This window comes from Streptomyces sp. NPDC003393, assembly GCF_053589015.1.
The window spans coordinates 13,458-29,396 of sequence record NZ_JBSFRB010000051.1; the positions used below are offsets into that span (position 1 = coordinate 13,458).

Here is a 15,939-nt window from a genome sequence, read left to right on the forward strand (position 1 = left end):
CGCACGGGGGTGGGCCCGCGCGATGGGGCCGACGGTGGGTCCGGTGGCGCGGTGACAGGTCGCGACGGCCGTGTCGCCCGGGGCCGGCGGGCGGAGCGGCGAAGGATGAGGGCATGGGAATCGTCCTGCCGACGCTGTTCGCACTGCTGGCCGCACTGAGCAACGCGCTCGCCACCGTGCTGCAGCGCAGAGCCGCGCTGACCGTGCCGCAGTCCCAGGGTTTCCGCCCCGGGCTGGTGCTCGACCTGCTGCGCCGGCCCGTCTGGCTCGCCGGGGTGTTCGCGGTGATCGCCGCCGGAGTGTGGCAGGCGGCCGCGCTGGCCACCGGCCCGCTCTCCCTGGTCCAGCCGTTGTTCGTGCTGGAGCTGCCCCTCACGATGATGCTGGCCGCGCTGTGGCAGCGCCGCCGGCCGTCCGGTGCGCTGTTGCTGAGGCTGTGCGCCGTCGTCGCGGGACTGGGGCTGGCGCTGCTGGCCGCCGCGCCCTCCGGGAACCGCACCCATGTGTCCGTCGACCGCTGGCTTCCCGTGCTGGCCGCCTGCGCCGGCAGCGCCGCCGCGCTGACCGTGGTGGGGATGCGCAGACCGCCGGGCAGGGCTCGCGCCGCCTGCATCGGCGCGGCCACGGCGATCTGCTTCGCCCTCACGGCCGGCCTGATGAAGACGGCGGTGCACATCCTCGCCGACGACGGTCTGGCCGGGTTCCTCAGCTCCTGGCAGACGTACGCCTTCGGTGCGAGCGGCGTCTGCGCGATGCTCCTGATGGAGCACGCCATGCAGGGCGGGCCGCTGATCGCCTCCCAGCCCGCCCTCACCCTCGGCGACGCCATGGTGAGTTTCCTGCTCGGTGTGCTGGTCTACGAGGAGCACGTACGGGCCGGCTGGTGGGTGCTGCCGCAGCTGCTGGGCGTCGGGCTGATCGTCGCGGGCGTGTTCGCACTGACCAGGTCCCAGGCCGGGGCGCTGTAGCGGGCGCGGCGGCGTGGGCGCGGCGGCCCGGCCGCGGGGCTCCGCGGCCGGGGAGCCGGCCGGGGTGCGGCTTCCGGCCGGGAGCCGCTTCTGTTAGGGCAGGGGGGAGTGGGGCAGTGGGATGGATGTGAAGTTCGAGGCAGGCCTGGCCGCGATGCGCAAGCTCTGGCACTGGCAGTCGAGCAACGCGCTGCTGCTGATCCCGATCGCCCTGATCGTGGTGATCACGGTGGTCGACCAGCTGGTGCCGGCCGACGTCCATCTGGGCCCTCTGCTGGTCATCGCGCCCGCGATCACCGTCTCGTTCGCCGGTCCCTGGATGACCGGCGTGGTCGGGTTTCTGGCCACGGGCGCCCAGGCGTACATCGGCTGGCACTTCGGTGTGCTGTTCCAGCGCAACGTCCTGGTGCAGATCCTCGCGCTGGCGGTGCTGTCGGCTCTGACCGTCTTCTACTGCGTGATGCGCGAGCGCCGGCGGCGCCAGCTGGAGCGGGTGCGTGCCGTCGCCGAGGCGGCGCAGCATGTCCTGCTGTGGCCGCTGCCGGAGCGGATCGGCCCGTTGACGATCGCCTGTCTGTACCTGGCCGCCGAGGACGAGGCGCAGATCGGCGGTGATCTGTACGCCGCGACCGCCACCGGTTCCGGGGTACGGGTCATGATCGGCGACGTACGCGGCAAGGGCCTGTCCGCCATCGGGGAGGCCGCGCTCATCGTCGGCGCCTTCAGGGAGGCCGCGCACCAGCACCCGACCCTGCCCGGCCTGGCGGTCGCCCTGGAGCAGAGCGTGGCCCGCAACCTGCCCCATCTGGCGCCCGCGGAGCACCCGGGGGAGCGGTTCGCCACCGTACTGCTGGCGGAGATCTCGGACGACGACACCACCACGCGTGTCCTCAGCTGCGGCCATCCTCCGCCGCTCCTGCTGAGCTCCACCGGCGCCGACACCGTTCCGGTGCACCCCGCGGCACCGCTCGGGATGCAGTCGCTGCACCCCACGGAGTACACCTTGGACGTGTTCTCCTTCGAGCCCGGGGACACGCTGCTGCTCTACACCGACGGCGTCGTCGAAGCCCGCAACGCGGTCGGCGAGTTCTTCCCGCTCGCGGAGCGGGCCGCCCCGTGGGGCGGCGGCAGTCCCGAGGAGTTGCTGCACCGCATCCGCCGCGACCTTCTCGCCCATGTCGGCGGGCACCTCGACGACGACGCCGCGCTCATCGCGCTGTCCCGGGTCCCGGAGGGCGTGCGGGAGCCCCGGCACCGGCTGGGCGTCCACGTGCCCCTCTTCGGGGGCGCGGGAACATCCCTGCCGTGAGCCGTCGCCCCCGCTGAGCCGTCGGCTGCCCGGGCCGTCCCCCCGGCTCCGAGCGGCGTCCGCTCCGAGCAGCGCCCGCTCCGAGCCGTCAGTCGAGTGCGTCGAGGAGCCACGTCGCCTCCAGGGTGCCCTGCTGCCACTGCCACCGGAGCCGGCCGGCCGGGAGGTGCCGCAGGAGCCGCCTGGCCCGGCCGTTCCCGGCCTCCACCGAGAAGCCGATCACGGCGATCCCGAGGCTTCGGGCGCAGGCCGGCGCAGCGTCGAGCAGCCGGGTGCCGATGCCCCGGCCCTGCCGCGCGTCCTCGACGAGCAGCGCCAGTTCGGCCTGCGGTACGCCGGGGACGCGCCGGACGAGTTCCAGGCATCCGACGGTTCGATGCCGCTCGGCGGCCACCAGGACCGCGCCGCCCCCGTGGAGCACGGTGTCCCGCAGCTCCCGCAGGAGGTCGTCGCGCCGGACGCCTCCGTGCAGACGGTCGCGCATGCTCTCGGCCGAGCACCGCCGGACCATCCGGCTCAGCCCGTCGAGGTCGCCGGGCCCGGCGGCACGCACACACACGGCAGGAGGCATGGGGGCACCTCTCCTTATGACCGACGTCATAGCGCCAGGCTGCGCTATGACAGTCGTCATAGTCAAGCGGTGTGCGCCGGACCCACCGGGCCTCGCCGGTAGGGTCATGGAGATCCGTTTCCTGCCCCCAGAGGAGCGCCATGGAGCTCAACTCCCGTACGTCCCCCAGCCGTCGGGCACTGCTGCGCACCGGCGTCGGTGCCGGGATCGCCGCGCTCGGCCTCGGATACGGCGCCCGGAGCGCGTCCGCCTCCGTGGGCACGACCCCGCGGTTCGACCTGTCGCAGCCGTCCTACGACCTGTTCCGCGACAAAGTGCTGCACAGCAAGCGCGTCCAGCAGAGTTTCGCCTTCGACTCGGTCAACAAGCGGCTGTTCGTCGCGGCCAAGCGGGCCGGCAGTGCCGAGTCCGCCGGGGACCTGTGCATCAGCCACCTGGACTTCCACGGCAACTACATCTCGTACATGCACCTGAACGGCTTCGGGCACGGCGTCGCGTTCGGGGTCCAGGCGAGCGGCGGCACCAGCTACCTCTGGATCGAGTGCGAGGCGAACGGGAACGGCTACGGCACCAAGCTCACCTGCGTGAAGTACAGCGCCGGCACCACGCTCGACGCCTCCTCCACCGCCATCGGCAAGTTCCAGCCGATATCCGGCGCCACGGAGTACACCTGCTCCGTCGACCCGGTCTACAACCGCATGATCGTCCGCTACCACAAGGACGGCGCCAAGCACATCGCCGTCTACGACACCTCCGACGCCTTCCGGGGAGACTTCAGCAACCCGGTGGCCCGGTTCACTCCGCCGGCGATCTCCGGGACGGCGCAGGGCTACACGCTCTACGGCTCCTTCATGTACTACCTGACGGGAAACGCCTACTCGTCCTCCAACCCCTCGCCCGGCAACACCTACTTGACGAGCATCAACGTCAACACCGGAGCCGTGGCACAGGGGCCCACGCTCACCAAGGCGGGCTCCACGCTGGTCTTCCGGGAGCCCGAGGGCCTCGCCGTCTACCGCACCGACGCCGGAGAGTCCCGGCTCTTCCTCGGCTTCGCCTCCGGTGAGGAGGGCGACCGCCGCTCGAGCATCTTCTACAAGAACGCGCTCGTCTGACCCGTACCAGAACCGCCCCGGCCCGGCGTGAACACGCCGGGCCGGGGCGGCCGTTCAGGACGCGGTGCGCTCGGCGTCGCGCATCCGGCGGACGCCGCCGTCGCGACCGGCCGGCCGTGGCAGGCGGCCACGGCCCGCCACGGCGATGACGCGAGCCCGGGTCAGCGGCCGCGGCGGTGGAGCAGGAGGTCGGCGACCACCGGACGGTGGTCGGACGCCGCGGTCTCGGCGACGTGCGCACCGGTGACGGTGACATCGGGGGAGACCGTCACGAGGTCGATGCGCTTGACCGGGTCGATCGCCGGATAGGTCCTGCCGCCCTGCGAGGCGGCGTCGACCAACGGGCCCCAGAGCCTGGAGAGTTCGGGCGCGGCGGGCTCGGCGTTGAAGTCACCCACGAGGACCTTGGGCCCGCGGTCCTCGGCGAGGATGCCCAGCATGTCGTCCACCTGGGCCCGCCGGACCGACGGGTCGGAGCGGTAGTCCAGATGGGTCGCGTAGACGTGCACGAACGTGCCCCGGACCTGGACCGTCACCTCGGCGAAGCCGGGCGCGGGGGCCGGTACCGGGTCGGGAACCTGAGTGGACAGCCGGGTGATCTCGTGGTTCTCGGCGGCGATCACCGGATACCGGCTCAGGACCGCCACTCCGTACCGGCGCCGCTGCTCGCCCTCCGAGGTGGGTGGGAGGTCGTAGATCGGGGCGAAGTAGGCTCGCATGTGGAGTCGTTCGGCCAACTCCTCCGCCTCGTCGGTGAAGTCGCTGCGAGCGCCCCAGTGCACGTCGACCTCCTCGAGGCCGATCACGTCCGCGTGGAGACTCCGGATCGCGCCGGCGGTGCGGTCGAGGTCGAAGACACCGTCCTCGCCGGCTCCGGCATGGATGTTGTAGTTGGCCACCCGCAACGGCACGGGCGGGGCGGCGGACGCCGCGCCGCCCGGCTCGGCCGCCGAGGCGGCGGAGGACGGGACCCCGCCGAGGGCGGCGGCGGTCAGGGCGGCGGCGATCAGGGTGCGACCAGTGAACCGTCGGATTGTGCGATGCACACGAACCTCCCGATCAGAACTGCGTTGACAATACCCGTGCGTGAGTGTGACAACAGGGACGGGAATGATGAAGTGGTGTACGCCGCCGGGTCGTTGGAACGATAGGTTGTGCGATGAATGATCCACGCAACGACTCACGACGGACGGTGGCCATGACCGACCCCGCGACCACGCCCGGACCCGCGGCGCATCAGAAGATCGACACTTCGGTGCCGCACTCGGCCCGGATCTGGAACTACTGGCTGGGCGGGAAGGACAACTACCCCGTCGACGAGGCGGCCGGCGACGAGTACACCGCCGTCTTCCCCGGCATCGTCACCATCGCCCGCAGCAGTCGCGCCTTCCTGCGCCGCAACATCACCTATCTGGTCGCCGAGGCCGGCATCCGCCAGTTCCTCGACATAGGCACCGGCCTGCCGACGGCCGACAACACCCATGAGGTCGCCCAGCGCATCGCCCCCGAGACCCGGATCGTCTACGTCGACAACGACCCGATGGTCCTGGCGCACGCCCGGGCCCTGCTCTACTCCACGCCGGAGGGCGCGACCTCCTACGTCGACGCCGACGTGCTGGACCCGGACCGCATCCTCGCGGCCGCCGCCCAGACGCTGGACTTCACCCGTCCCACCGCTCTCATCCTGAGCAACATCCTGGGTCATGTCGCCGACTACGACCGGGCGCGCTCCATCGTCACCCGCCTGATGGACGCCCTGCCGCCCGGCAGCTACCTTTCCGTCAACGACGGTTCACGAGGCGTCGACCCGGTCTTCGAACGGGCCCAGGACGCCTACAACGAGAGCGGCGCCGTCCCGTACAACCTGCGTACCGTCGACCAGATCACCGCCTACTTCGACGGCCTGGAACTCGTGGACCCCGGTGTCGTCTCGGTCCCGTTCTGGCGCCCGGACCCCACCGGCCCCACCCCGGCGCCCATCGGCGAACACGGCGGTCTCGCCCGCAAGTCCGCCTGAGAGCACCGGAGCCGACGACCTGTCCGGCGGGCGACGCGTCTCGCCCGCCGGGCCTGGTGAGGTCAGTCGCGCCGACCGTCGGCGGCGGGCTCGGAGACGGCCTCGACCAGCAGCGGCAGATAGGCGACCGCCAGTTCCTCCGGGGCGAGCCGGTCCGGTTCGACCAGGCTCTGGGCCAGCGAGCCCTCGTGGACGGCCGTCGTGAGGCGGGCCAGGGAGTCCAGGTCGACGGTGGGCCTGCGACCGAGGCGGTCGAAGAGCAGGCCGAGGAGGCGGACGATCTCCTCCCGCAGGCGCCGGTCGTGGTCGGCCAGGCTGCGGGCCGTGGCCGGGTGCCTGATGGCATGCAGGGTGAACTCGGTCGACAGCAGGTACCACCGGCGCTCGGCCTCGTCGAGCGCGCTCATGCGGCGGAGCACCGCCCGTACCGGGTCCTCGGCGGCGTCCAGTTCGTCGACCGCGGCGGTCAGCCGGTCGACGACGCGCTGCGCGTGCAGGTCGAACAGGGCGAAGAACAGCTCCTCCTTGGTGCGGAAGTTGGAGTAGAACGCGCCGCGCGTGAGACCCGCCCGCTCGCAGATCACCTCGATCGAGGAGCCGTAGAAACCACGCTCGGCGAACGTCTGCTGCGCCGCCGCCAGCAACCGGGCGGTGGTCTGCGGACGGCGCTTGGTGGGTCCCTTCGGCACGGCGCTCCTTCCCGTCCCCTGGACTTCCCCCGAGTGACCGGCCTCCCTGGTGACCGCCTCACGATACAGCACTGCATGGGATACAGGCCCGTATCCGTTGCTCGCGGACGAACCCGTCCGGCCGTGTCGGCGGCCGGGCTCCGCCCGGGGTGGGCGCGGCGCGGCTCACGGTGTGCGCATCGGGGCGCTCACCCCGCTTCGGTGTATGCCCGGGCCTCTGCCAGGTAGCGTGCCACGGGGCCGAGGGTCAGCATTCCGCTGGTGGCGCCGGCGTCTTCGGCGCGGGCGTCGTGCAGGGCCGTGGCGGCGCGTGCGGCGATGTCGCGTTCGCCGAGGCGTACGGCGGCGTGGGCGGTCAGACACCACATGGCCTCCTGCATGTGGTCTCGCGGGGGTTCGGGTACGGAGGCGAGGGCGGTGCGGGCCGCCGCCCTTCGGCGGTGCGCGAGGAGGACCAGGGGGCGCGTCCAGGGCCGGTAGGGGCCCCAGTCGAGGTGTGGGTCGGTGGGCGCGGGCCGGTCGTGCAGCAGGCGCAGTCCCAGGAGGGCGAGCGGGAACAGACCGCGGCGCACTCCCGGCATTCCGGCCGCCTTGAGGGCGTCCTCGCATGCCCGGTAGCGTGCGGCCGCCGTAGCGGCGGTGGGTCCGCCGGGTTCGGTGCTGCGGGCGGCCATGGCGCGGGCCCTGAACCAACCGGTGAGGACGGGGACGAGTGGTGCCTCGGTGGTGGCGGCGAGCTGGTCGGCCGCGTCGGCGTGCGTGGTCGCGGCGTCGAGGTCGCCGAGGGCCGAGGCGGATTGCAGGCGGATGAGCCGGCCGAGTACGGCGTACAGCGGCAGGTCGTGCCGGCCGGCCAGATCGAGGATCTCGGCGCCGGTCCTGTCCCGGGCGGCCGCGAGCCCGGGGCGGCTGAACGACTGCAGGAACACCCCGTTGAGGGCGAAGGCCAGCAGGGCCGGATCGGCCAGGTGCCGGGCCAGCTCCTCGGCCTGACGTGCCGCCTGCCGCGCGTGTTCCAGTTCGGTGCCGGTCAGGTCGGCGCTGCGGCTTTCGACCGCGATCGTGGCCAGAAGGCGGGCGCGGAGGTCGGCGGGGCCGTCCGGGCCGAGCCCGGTGAGGGTGCGCTCGGCGGCCGCGACGACGGCGCGGGACTGTTCGGGGTCGTCGGCCCGGCTCCAGACGGCCGGCACGTCGTAGGCGCCGATGATCCGCGCGGTGAGGCAGAGATCGCCTGTGCGTTCCGCGGCCTGGATGGCGGCCAGCCGGTCGCGCCGTGAGTGGACGAGGGCTTCCCCGCCCGCCGGCGCGAGGGTGCGGGCCAGGTCCACGGTGGTGCGCGGGCCGAACCGCATGCCGGAGACGGGCCACGCGGCCGGTGCCTCGTCGGGGGACGCGGAGGTGTTGAGGATGTGCGCCTCCAGGCGTTGAAGGCCGGTGCCGGGGTCCAGTCCGAGCTGGTCGGCGAGCATCGCGCGGGCGCGGCGCAGGGTGGCCAGCGCATCGGCTCGGCGGCCCGCGCGGTGCAGCGCGCGGGCGAGCAGTTCCCAGGCCGGCTCCCGCCAGGGGTGTTCGGCGGCATGGGCCCCCAGTTCGGCGGCGAGGGCGGCCCCTTCGCCCAGGTCGAGGAGGATGCGGGCGCGCAGTTCCACTCCCTCCAGTCTCAGCTCCTCCAGCCGGGTCCGTTCGCGCCGCGCCCATGCGGCGTCGGTCACGTCGGCGTAGGCGGGTCCGCGCCAGGCGGCGAGTGCCGCGCCGAGGTCGGCCACCGCGTCGGGGGCGCGGCGGGCCCGGCCCAGGGTGTCCTGGAAGTGGTGGACGTCCACGTCCGCGCGCGGCAGGCACAGCGCGTAGCCGGGGCCTTCGGTGACGATGACGCGCGGCGGTGTGCGGGGCGGTCGGTCGGGTTCGAGGGCACGGCGCAGCGCGGCGACGAACGTACGCAGAGCGCCGACCGCGCGGGCGGGCGGATCGGGCCAGAGATCCTCGACGAGGGTGTCGGTGGTGACCATCCGTCCCTCGGCGGCGACGAGCCGGGCGAGTACCTCGCGATGGCGGGGGCCGCCCAGGTCCACCCGGCTGCCGTCGTCGTCAAGGGCCCGTACCGCGCCGAGCACGTCGATGCGCATGTCCTCATTCTCCGTGCCGGGGAGGGCCGCGCCCCACCGTACTGATCGGCTGCTGATCGCCGTGGCCCACTGTGGGCCGGTCAGCGTTCCACGACCGAAGGACGGCTTCCCATGACGTTCACCATCCCCGGCTTCGACCACTTCCGCGTACCCGTCGCGGACGGGGTGGAACTGGCCGTCGCCGCGGGCGGCAGCGGGACCCCCGTCGTGCTGCTGCACGGCTTTCCGCAGACCCACCTGATGTGGCGGCACGTCGCCGAGCGCCTCGCCGCCGAGCACACCGTCATCTGCCCCGACCTGCGGGGCTACGGCGCCAGCGACAAGCCGGCCGCCACCGGCCCCGAGGTGTACGCCAAGCGCACCATGGCCGCCGACATCGTGGCCCTGGCGGCGGCGCTCGGTCACGAGCGGTTCGCGCTCGTCGGCCACGACCGGGGCGCCCTGGTCGCCTTCCGGGCGGGGCTGGACCACCCGGGGACCATCACGCACCTGGGGATCCTCGACATCGTGCCGACGCTGGACATGTGGAACGTCCTGCGGGGCACCTCGGCGGCGGTCGGCTACCACCTCTTCCTGATGGCGCAGCCGCCGGGCCTGCCGGAGGCGATGATCGCAGGCAGCGCGGACGCGTTCTTCGGCTCGTTCCTCGCCACCTGGGCCGACGACCCGGCCGCCATGCCCGAGGAGGTGCGCGCCGCATACCTGCGCGCGAGCGCCGCGGCGGTGACGTCGATCGTCGCGGACTACCGCGCCTCGGCGACCATCGACGTCCTGCACGACCAGTCGGACCTGGACGCCGGGTCGCAGCTGGCCATGCCCGTGACGGTGGTCCAGCAGGACTGGGGGGCACAGCTGGGCTACGACGCGGCCGGGGTGTGGAAGGCGTGGGCGCCGGACCTGGACCACCGCCTGACCCGCGCGGGGCATTTCATGGCCGAGGAGGCACCCGACGAGATCACGGCGGCGATCGGTGACCTGCTGGCCCGTCAGTACCGCCGCACCGGCCTCGAGGCCGGGAAACCCCGGTCCTGACCGCGCAGGATCTCGTGGACGCCGCAGAGCGGCGGCCTGCGGGCGTGCCCGGCCACCCGTGTCACGCGTCCGGCTGGCAGACCACGGCCGAAGTCCGCAACTGTGGTAGGAGGGGGAGGCCCTACGACGGCGGGAGCGGCATGTGACGGGGCCTGACGATCGCCGTGTCCGGCGAGCCATGGGGAAGCGCGGCGTCGTGCTGCTGCCCCTTCTGCTGCTCCTCGGCGGCGTCGTTCTCGACCTGGCGACACCGCGCGGGGTCAGCGCCGCGGCGTGCTTCTCGGCCGCTCCCGTGGTCGCCGCCCCGCTGCTGTCGCTGTCCGGGACAGCGTTCGTCGGGCTGGCCGCCTGCCTCGCCGACCTGATCGTGATCACACACTTCGGTGACATGCGGGATCGGGGCGCGGTCAGCGAACTGGTCACGGTCTTCGTGATGGCCGTCATCGGCGTGTTCCTCAACCGTCTGCTCCACCACCGGGAGACACGGCTCCAGTCGATGCGGAGCGTCGCCGTCGCGGTACAGCGCGCCGTGCTGCCGCAGCCCCCGCCGCTGATCGGAACGCTGCGCGTCGCCGCCCGCTACGAGGCCGCCCAGGCCGACGCGCAGCTCGGCGGCGACCTGTACGCCGTGCAGGACACCCCGTACGGGGTGCGCTGCCTGATCGGCGACGTACGCGGCAAGGGGCTGGACGCGGTCGAGGCGGTCACCGTCGTCCTGGGCGCCTTCCGTGAGGCGGCCCAGCACGAGCCCACGCTGACCGGGCTCGCTGAGAGAATCGACCGGGCGCTGCTGAGGGAATCCGCGCTGCGGGACGGCATCGACCAGGCCGAGGACTTCACCACCGCCGTACTGGCCGAGATCCCCCGGGCGGGTGACCGTATACGCCTCGTCAACCGTGGGCACCCGGCACCGCTGCTCCTCGGCGGGGGCGAGGTGCGCCCCCTGGAGCCCGCCCGGCCCTCGCTGCCGCTTGGTCTGGGCGTGTTGGCAGAGGATCCCGCCTGTGCCGACACCGTGGCCTTTCCGCCGGGAGCCGGCCTGCTGCTGTACACCGACGGGCTGACCGAGGCCCGGGATCCGGGCGGTACCTTCTACGACCCCGTCGACCGGCTCTCCGGGCAGGACGCCCGGAGCCCGGACGCACTCCTCGCCGTCGTCGTCGCCGATGTCCGCCGGCACACCCGGGGCCGGGTCGCCGACGACATGGCTCTGCTCGCCCTCACCCGGCTCATGCGGACAGACCATGCTCCGCGGCCCACTGGATCTGGCCGAGGACCCACTGGCGGCGGGCGTCCTGGTCATGGCCCTCCGCGGCCCACTGGATCTGGTCGAGGACCCACTGGCGGCGGGCGTCCTGGTCATGGCCCTCCGCGGCCCACTGGATCTGGTCGAGGACCCACTGGCGGCGGGCGTCCTGGTCATGACCTTCCACGGCCCACTGGATCTGGCCGAGGACCCACTGGCGACGGGCGTCCTCGTCCTGACGGTCCGCGACCCTGACGACGCCGGTGTGTCCACTGCCGGTGGGCGTCGCGGCGGAGGCGCTGCCCCCGGTGGCGACCAGTCCCGTCACGGCGACTGCCGCGGAGAGGACGGCGACTGCGGCCCGGCGTGCGATCTGGTGTGTCATGGTCGTTCCTCCTTGGCGGTGCCACGATCTCGGCCGTCCGACGATGCAGGGGATGAATCGTGGTGGTTGTCCCGTTTCGGACACTGGAGACACTACTCCGCATTGGTTGAACGTTGGACTACTCGCTGTGTGAGCTCCGCCATGCCGGGCGGCGACCCGGGAGCGGGCCGGCGCCCCGCGGCAAGGGGGACGTCGCGATCGGCGCTCCACGGCCGTCCTCTAGAGTGCTGTCGTCCCCCGCACGGGTCCGCGGCCCCGGCCCGGCGGCGCGTGCAGACCGAGCCCAGGGGCCCGACCGAGGAGCAAGCGTGACCGACCTGGCGACCACGTCCCTTCAGCAGGAGATCGCCCGGGAACTCCAGGTGAGCGCATCCTTCGACGCGCCGGAGGAGATCGAGCGCCGGGTGGCGTTCCTCGCCGGGCAGCTGACCTCCACCGGACTGCGCTCGTTGGTGCTGGGCATCAGCGGGGGAGTGGACTCCCTGACCGCGGGCCGGCTGTGCCAGCTCGCGGTCGAACGGGTCCGCGCCACCGGGCGGGAAGCGGAGTTCTTCGCGATGCGACTGCCCTACGGCGCCCAGGCCGACGAGAAGGACGCTCAGCTGGCGCTGGAGTTCATCCGGCCCGACCGGATTCTGACCGTCGATGTGAAGGCCGCGAGCGATGCCGCGCTGCAGGCGGCGCTGGCCGGCGGAACCGAGTTCCGCGACGCGCACCACCAGGACTTCGTGCACGGCAACATCAAGGCCCGGCAGCGCATGATCGCCCAGTACGCGGTCGCGGGCGCGCACGAGGGACTGGTCGTGGGCACCGACCATGCCGCCGAGGCGGTCTCCGGCTTCTTCACCAAGTTCGGCGACGGCGCCGCCGACGTGGTTCCGCTCACCGGTCTGACCAAGCGGCGGGTACGGGCCGTGGCGCAGGCCCTGGGCGCCCCGTCCGCACTGGTCCTGAAGACCCCCACCGCGGACCTGGAGACCTTGAACCCGGGCCGGCCCGACGAGGACGCGCTCGGCGTCACCTACGACGACATCGACGACTTCCTGGAGGGCAAGCCCGTCGGTGAGGCGGCCTTCGAGGCCATCGCCCGCCGCTACCGGCTCACCGAGCACAAGCGCCGGCCGCCGGTGGCTCCCTGACCCACGCACCGGCGAACCGGTCCTTCAGGGCCGGGCACCCGGTGTGTCGCCGGTCGGGGCCGCCCCGGCTCTCGACCTGCCGCGACACCGGCTCACGATGCCCTGCGACACCCGCACGCGAGCGTGCCGGCCGGCGCGCCGCTGACGGACGGCACCGGCATCGGCACGGGCCGTCCATCAGCACGGTGGTGACACATGTCCCTGGACGACGACGCCGGGTTCAGGCCGGTTGCTGTTCCTCGCTCCGCTCGGGTGCCGCCGCGGGCTCGCTCGGCTCGACCTTCGTGTAGAAGACGGAGGTGCCCTGCTTGGTGCGCTGAGCCTGGTTCCTGGCCACGAGCCCCTCGAGCGTGGTGCGCACGACGGTCGTCCTGATCGTGCGCTCCGGGTGCTGCCGGCCCAACTCGGCGGTGACCTCGGCCGCGGAACGCGGTTCGTTCTGCGCGGCCAGGTGGGCGCGGACGATCTCGACAAGAGTGGGCCGCGCCGCAGCGGAGCCCGCCGACGTGTCGTCGGCCTTGCCCTTGGCCTTGTCGGTCTTGCCGGTAGCGGCCTTCTTGGCGGACGCCTTGCGCGCCGGCGCGGCGGACTTCTTCTCCGACGTCCGCTTGCCGCGCGCCGGGCCGGTGGCCGTGGCCGTCTTCTTGCGCGGGGCGGGCACGGCCACAGCGGCCGGTTCGGCGACCGGTGTCCGGGGCGCCGCGGCCGGCCCCAGCGCCTGCTGGACGTTCACCAGGACGGCGTGGTCCTGCTGAAGGGCGGTCAACTGTTCCTGCAGGGCGGCGATCTCCTCGCTGACGCGTTCCTGTTCCTTCAGGTTGCGCTCGAGGTCACCGGCGACCTGGGCGGCGTACTGTGATGTCAGGCCGGAGGCCGCCGTGTCGATCTGCGACATGTTCCTCATAACCCCTTCCGGGTCCGGCGGCTTGCGTGCAGAAGCCCGCGACGTGTGCGGTGACAAACGCGTGTGCGTGTTCGCCAGGTGCCGCACCAGCGACGGCGGTTACTGCTGCAAGCCGAACCGTTTTCCAGCGATAGTACGGAAGATGGACACATGACGGTGTCGGAAGTGCCGCCTCGGGTCAACTCCCTTGCCGACGGTCCTCGGCACCGGGCCTCCCCGTGCGGCTGTCGTGGCACCCCGCGACGCCCTCAGCCGCGCGGCGCACAGCCGCGGCCGCCGACCCGTCGGCGGGCGTGGCCGGACCCCGCGCGGCGGGTCCGTGGAGGCGCACTGACGACATGGGCGACCCAGGTCAGTCGGATGCGGTGGCACGGCGGTTCCCCAGGCACCCGCGAGCGCGGCGGCGGCCCGGCGGTTCGCGGCGGACGCACTCGCCGACGTCCTCTCCGACCTGGTCCACGCGTCGCGTCATGGTGTGCGCACCGACGACCGGCAGAAGACGGTGTGGTCCGAACCCCGGGCCGACGGACCGTCATCACCGTCACCCGAATGGGCCACCCAGATGCCGCCCTGCGCGAGCGAAGCAACCGTGACGCTCGTCGATGTGCCGAGCTCCCTGTACGCGGCCTCCCGACAGCACCGGCACACGCTGCTGCGCGAACTCACCCGCGCGGCGTCCGCCGGCGACGACGCGTCGCCGCCGACGAGGGCAACCGCGTCGTCGCGGCCAACAGGCCGGGGCGGGCAGACTGACGACCTCGTCGGGCGTCCGCTGACCACCCTCATCCCCGGACACCTGAGGCGGCGTCACTCACCGCCTTCAGCTCCCTGCTGCCGACGGGGACATGTCGGCGATGGAACGGCTCAGGCTCCTCGTTGACACCGGTGCCGAGCTGAGCAGCACCCTGGAGCCGGCCGAGGCGCCGGCGCGCGTCGACCAGCGGGTCACGCGCCGACTGGCCGACTGGTTCGTGGTGGACACGTTCACCGAGTACGGCCAGGTGGACCGGGTCTGTGTCGTGCACCGCGATCCCCGGGAGGGCGACCCGCGCCGTACGAGGGCAGGCTTCCGCCGCACTCCGAGGCCTCTTGGGGCCGGCTGGCCGACCACACACCGGCGAGCACCACGACGGCAACCCGAAGGCGTGAACCTGCGTCAGGCCCGAACCGGCGGAGGGTCGTCGCCGACGTGCCGGGTGCGAACTCTGCCTCCCCGTCGCCCACATGGCGGGGCATCACTGATCCTCGGTCCGGCCGACAGCCGCCCGGACCAGCCCAGATCGTCCGCGGCCGGACGGGACGGGTGCGGGTGGCACGGCCGGTCGGCGCGAGCCGTGTCACCGGTTCCGCGTCGGCACCCGAGGCCCCTCGCCGGCATGAAGGGAGGGATCGTCAGTAGTCCGAATGCGACGCTCCGATGGTGCGTCCCGGACATTGCGCTGAAGGTGATCACGTGGCACCTGCGATCCCGACCGAGTGGGCGTCGTGCCGACTCTCGCAGACGCGACGGAAGGAATACCCATGCGCATTACCCGTACTTTGTTCGTCTCCGCGGCGATCGCCACGGCCGTAGCGGTCTCCGCTCCAGGCGCAGGCGCCGTGGGACTGACCGCGCTCGGCCATTCCGCCGGCCACACCGCCGTCAGCACCACTTCCTACGGTGACGACCACGACGACGCCGGTCGCGGTGACGACGGTGGTCGTGGCGACGAGGGTGGCCGCGGCGGTGACGACGGCGGCTACGGTGGTGACGACGGCGGCCGCGGTGGTGACGACGGCGGCCGCGGTGGTCGTGGTGACAAGCCGCACGGTGGCGTGCACGCCGGTGGTGGGGCCCTGGCGCTGAAGGGCACCGACCACGGTGGTGGCCGCGGTGACAACGGCGGCCGTGATGACGAGGGTGGCCGCGGCGGCGACGAGGGTGGCCGCGGCGGTGACGACGGCGGCTACGGTGACGACGGCGGCTACGGTGACGACGGCGGCCGCGGTGGTGACGACGGCGGCCGCGGTGGTCGTGGTGACAAGCCGCACGGTGGCGTGCACGCCGGTGGTGGGGCCCTGGCGCTGAAGGGCACCGACCACGGTGGTGGCCGCGGTGACGACGGCGGCCGTGATGACGAGGGTGGCCGCGGCGGCGACGAGGGTGGCCGCGGCGGTGACGACGGCGGTCGTGGTGGCTACGGCCGTGGTGACGACGGCGGCTACGGTGACGACGGCGGCTGTGATGATGACTGCGGCGGTCGCGGTGACCGGCCGCGCGGTGGCGTCCACGCCGGTGGGGGCGGCCTCGTGCAGTCCTCGGACGGCTCGAACACCGCACTGGAACTGGGTGCGGGGGCCGCGCTGGTGCTCGGCGGCCTCGGAACGGGCGTGCTCATGCTGCGCCGTCGCCGGACATCTGGCGCCTCCGTGGCCTGAGCGATTCCTGAGCGTCACCC

General features: G+C 72.9%; 15 protein-coding genes and 1 pseudogene. 8 read left to right on the forward strand and 8 right to left on the reverse strand.

The genetic code is table 11. The annotated features are described in order from the left end of the window. The first annotated feature begins 113 nt into the window (after positions 1–113). A complete protein-coding gene (locus tag ACWDUZ_RS33630; RefSeq protein WP_451635603.1) occupies positions 114–968 on the forward strand; it encodes a DMT family transporter in 855 nt (284 codons plus the stop codon). A 121-nt stretch (positions 969–1,089) separates the two neighbouring features. Then, a complete protein-coding gene (locus ACWDUZ_RS33635) occupies positions 1,090–2,277 on the forward strand; it encodes a PP2C family protein-serine/threonine phosphatase (RefSeq protein WP_451635604.1) in 1,188 nt (395 codons plus the stop codon). Positions 2,278–2,365: 88 nt separating this feature from the next. Here the strand turns inward: ACWDUZ_RS33635 and ACWDUZ_RS33640 are convergent, their stop codons facing one another. After that, entirely contained in the window at positions 2,366–2,848 is a 483-nt protein-coding gene (locus tag ACWDUZ_RS33640; RefSeq protein ID WP_451635605.1) for an N-acetyltransferase family protein, read from the reverse strand. Positions 2,849–2,988: 140 nt separating this feature from the next. On the opposite strand from ACWDUZ_RS33640, the gene ACWDUZ_RS33645 reads away from it, so the two are divergent. Continuing rightward, entirely contained in the window at positions 2,989–3,963 is a 975-nt protein-coding gene (locus ACWDUZ_RS33645; RefSeq protein WP_451635606.1) for a phage baseplate protein, read from the forward strand. A gap of 161 nt (positions 3,964–4,124) precedes the next feature. Here the strand turns inward: ACWDUZ_RS33645 and ACWDUZ_RS33650 are convergent, their stop codons facing one another. Then, positions 4,125–5,009 (reverse strand): endonuclease/exonuclease/phosphatase family protein, encoded by an 885-nt coding sequence (locus ACWDUZ_RS33650; protein ID WP_451635607.1) that lies wholly within the window; start codon positions 5,007–5,009, stop codon positions 4,125–4,127. 152 nt (positions 5,010–5,161) lie between these two features. On the opposite strand from ACWDUZ_RS33650, the gene ACWDUZ_RS33655 reads away from it, so the two are divergent. Continuing rightward, complete coding sequence (locus ACWDUZ_RS33655; RefSeq protein WP_451635608.1) at positions 5,162–5,980, forward strand: SAM-dependent methyltransferase; 819 nt, start codon at positions 5,162–5,164, stop codon at positions 5,978–5,980. 62 nt (positions 5,981–6,042) lie between these two features. Here the strand turns inward: ACWDUZ_RS33655 and ACWDUZ_RS33660 are convergent, their stop codons facing one another. Together ACWDUZ_RS33660 and ACWDUZ_RS33665 are read right to left on the reverse strand one after the other, a co-directional pair. After that, positions 6,043–6,669 (reverse strand): TetR/AcrR family transcriptional regulator, encoded by a 627-nt coding sequence (locus ACWDUZ_RS33660; RefSeq protein WP_451635609.1) that lies wholly within the window; start codon positions 6,667–6,669, stop codon positions 6,043–6,045. A gap of 188 nt (positions 6,670–6,857) precedes the next feature. Next, the gene (locus tag ACWDUZ_RS33665; protein ID WP_451635610.1) at positions 6,858–8,795 is read right to left on the reverse strand and encodes an AfsR/SARP family transcriptional regulator; all 1,938 of its coding nucleotides are present in this window, start codon (positions 8,793–8,795) and stop codon (positions 6,858–6,860) included. A gap of 111 nt (positions 8,796–8,906) precedes the next feature. On the opposite strand from ACWDUZ_RS33665, the gene ACWDUZ_RS33670 reads away from it, so the two are divergent. Together ACWDUZ_RS33670 and ACWDUZ_RS33675 are read left to right on the forward strand one after the other, a co-directional pair. Then, the gene (locus ACWDUZ_RS33670) at positions 8,907–9,827 is read left to right on the forward strand and encodes an alpha/beta fold hydrolase (RefSeq protein WP_451635611.1); all 921 of its coding nucleotides are present in this window, start codon (positions 8,907–8,909) and stop codon (positions 9,825–9,827) included. Positions 9,828–10,323: 496 nt separating this feature from the next. Then, positions 10,324–10,995, forward strand: a pseudogene (locus ACWDUZ_RS33675) (PP2C family protein-serine/threonine phosphatase); the annotation flags it as partial. 61 nt (positions 10,996–11,056) lie between these two features. Here ACWDUZ_RS33675 and ACWDUZ_RS33680 read toward each other — a convergent pair. Then, positions 11,057–11,458: a hypothetical protein gene (locus tag ACWDUZ_RS33680; protein WP_451635643.1), complete on the reverse strand. Its 402-nt coding sequence runs from the start codon at positions 11,456–11,458 to the stop codon at positions 11,057–11,059. Positions 11,459–11,766: 308 nt separating this feature from the next. On the opposite strand from ACWDUZ_RS33680, the gene nadE reads away from it, so the two are divergent. Further along, the gene (gene nadE, locus ACWDUZ_RS33685; RefSeq protein ID WP_451635612.1) at positions 11,767–12,597 is read left to right on the forward strand and encodes an ammonia-dependent NAD(+) synthetase; all 831 of its coding nucleotides are present in this window, start codon (positions 11,767–11,769) and stop codon (positions 12,595–12,597) included. 220 nt (positions 12,598–12,817) lie between these two features. On the opposite strand, the gene ACWDUZ_RS33690 is transcribed toward nadE, so the two are convergent. The 3 genes from ACWDUZ_RS33690 to ACWDUZ_RS33700 all read right to left on the reverse strand — a co-directional run bounded on the left by ACWDUZ_RS33690 (position 12,818) and on the right by ACWDUZ_RS33700 (position 15,772). Next, entirely contained in the window at positions 12,818–13,492 is a 675-nt protein-coding gene (locus tag ACWDUZ_RS33690) for a hypothetical protein (RefSeq protein WP_451635613.1), read from the reverse strand. Between the two features lie 791 nt (positions 13,493–14,283). After that, positions 14,284–14,526, reverse strand: coding sequence for a hypothetical protein (locus ACWDUZ_RS33695; protein ID WP_451635614.1), 243 nt, complete (start codon positions 14,524–14,526; stop codon positions 14,284–14,286). 424 nt (positions 14,527–14,950) lie between these two features. Beyond that, complete coding sequence (locus tag ACWDUZ_RS33700) at positions 14,951–15,772, reverse strand: hypothetical protein (protein WP_451635615.1); 822 nt, start codon at positions 15,770–15,772, stop codon at positions 14,951–14,953. A gap of 18 nt (positions 15,773–15,790) precedes the next feature. On the opposite strand from ACWDUZ_RS33700, the gene ACWDUZ_RS33705 reads away from it, so the two are divergent. Further along, positions 15,791–15,919 carry an MYXO-CTERM sorting domain-containing protein gene (locus ACWDUZ_RS33705; protein ID WP_451635616.1) on the forward strand — a complete coding sequence of 43 codons (129 nt, stop codon included), beginning with the start codon at positions 15,791–15,793 and terminating at the stop codon, positions 15,917–15,919. The last annotated feature ends 20 nt before the right edge of the window (positions 15,920–15,939 follow it).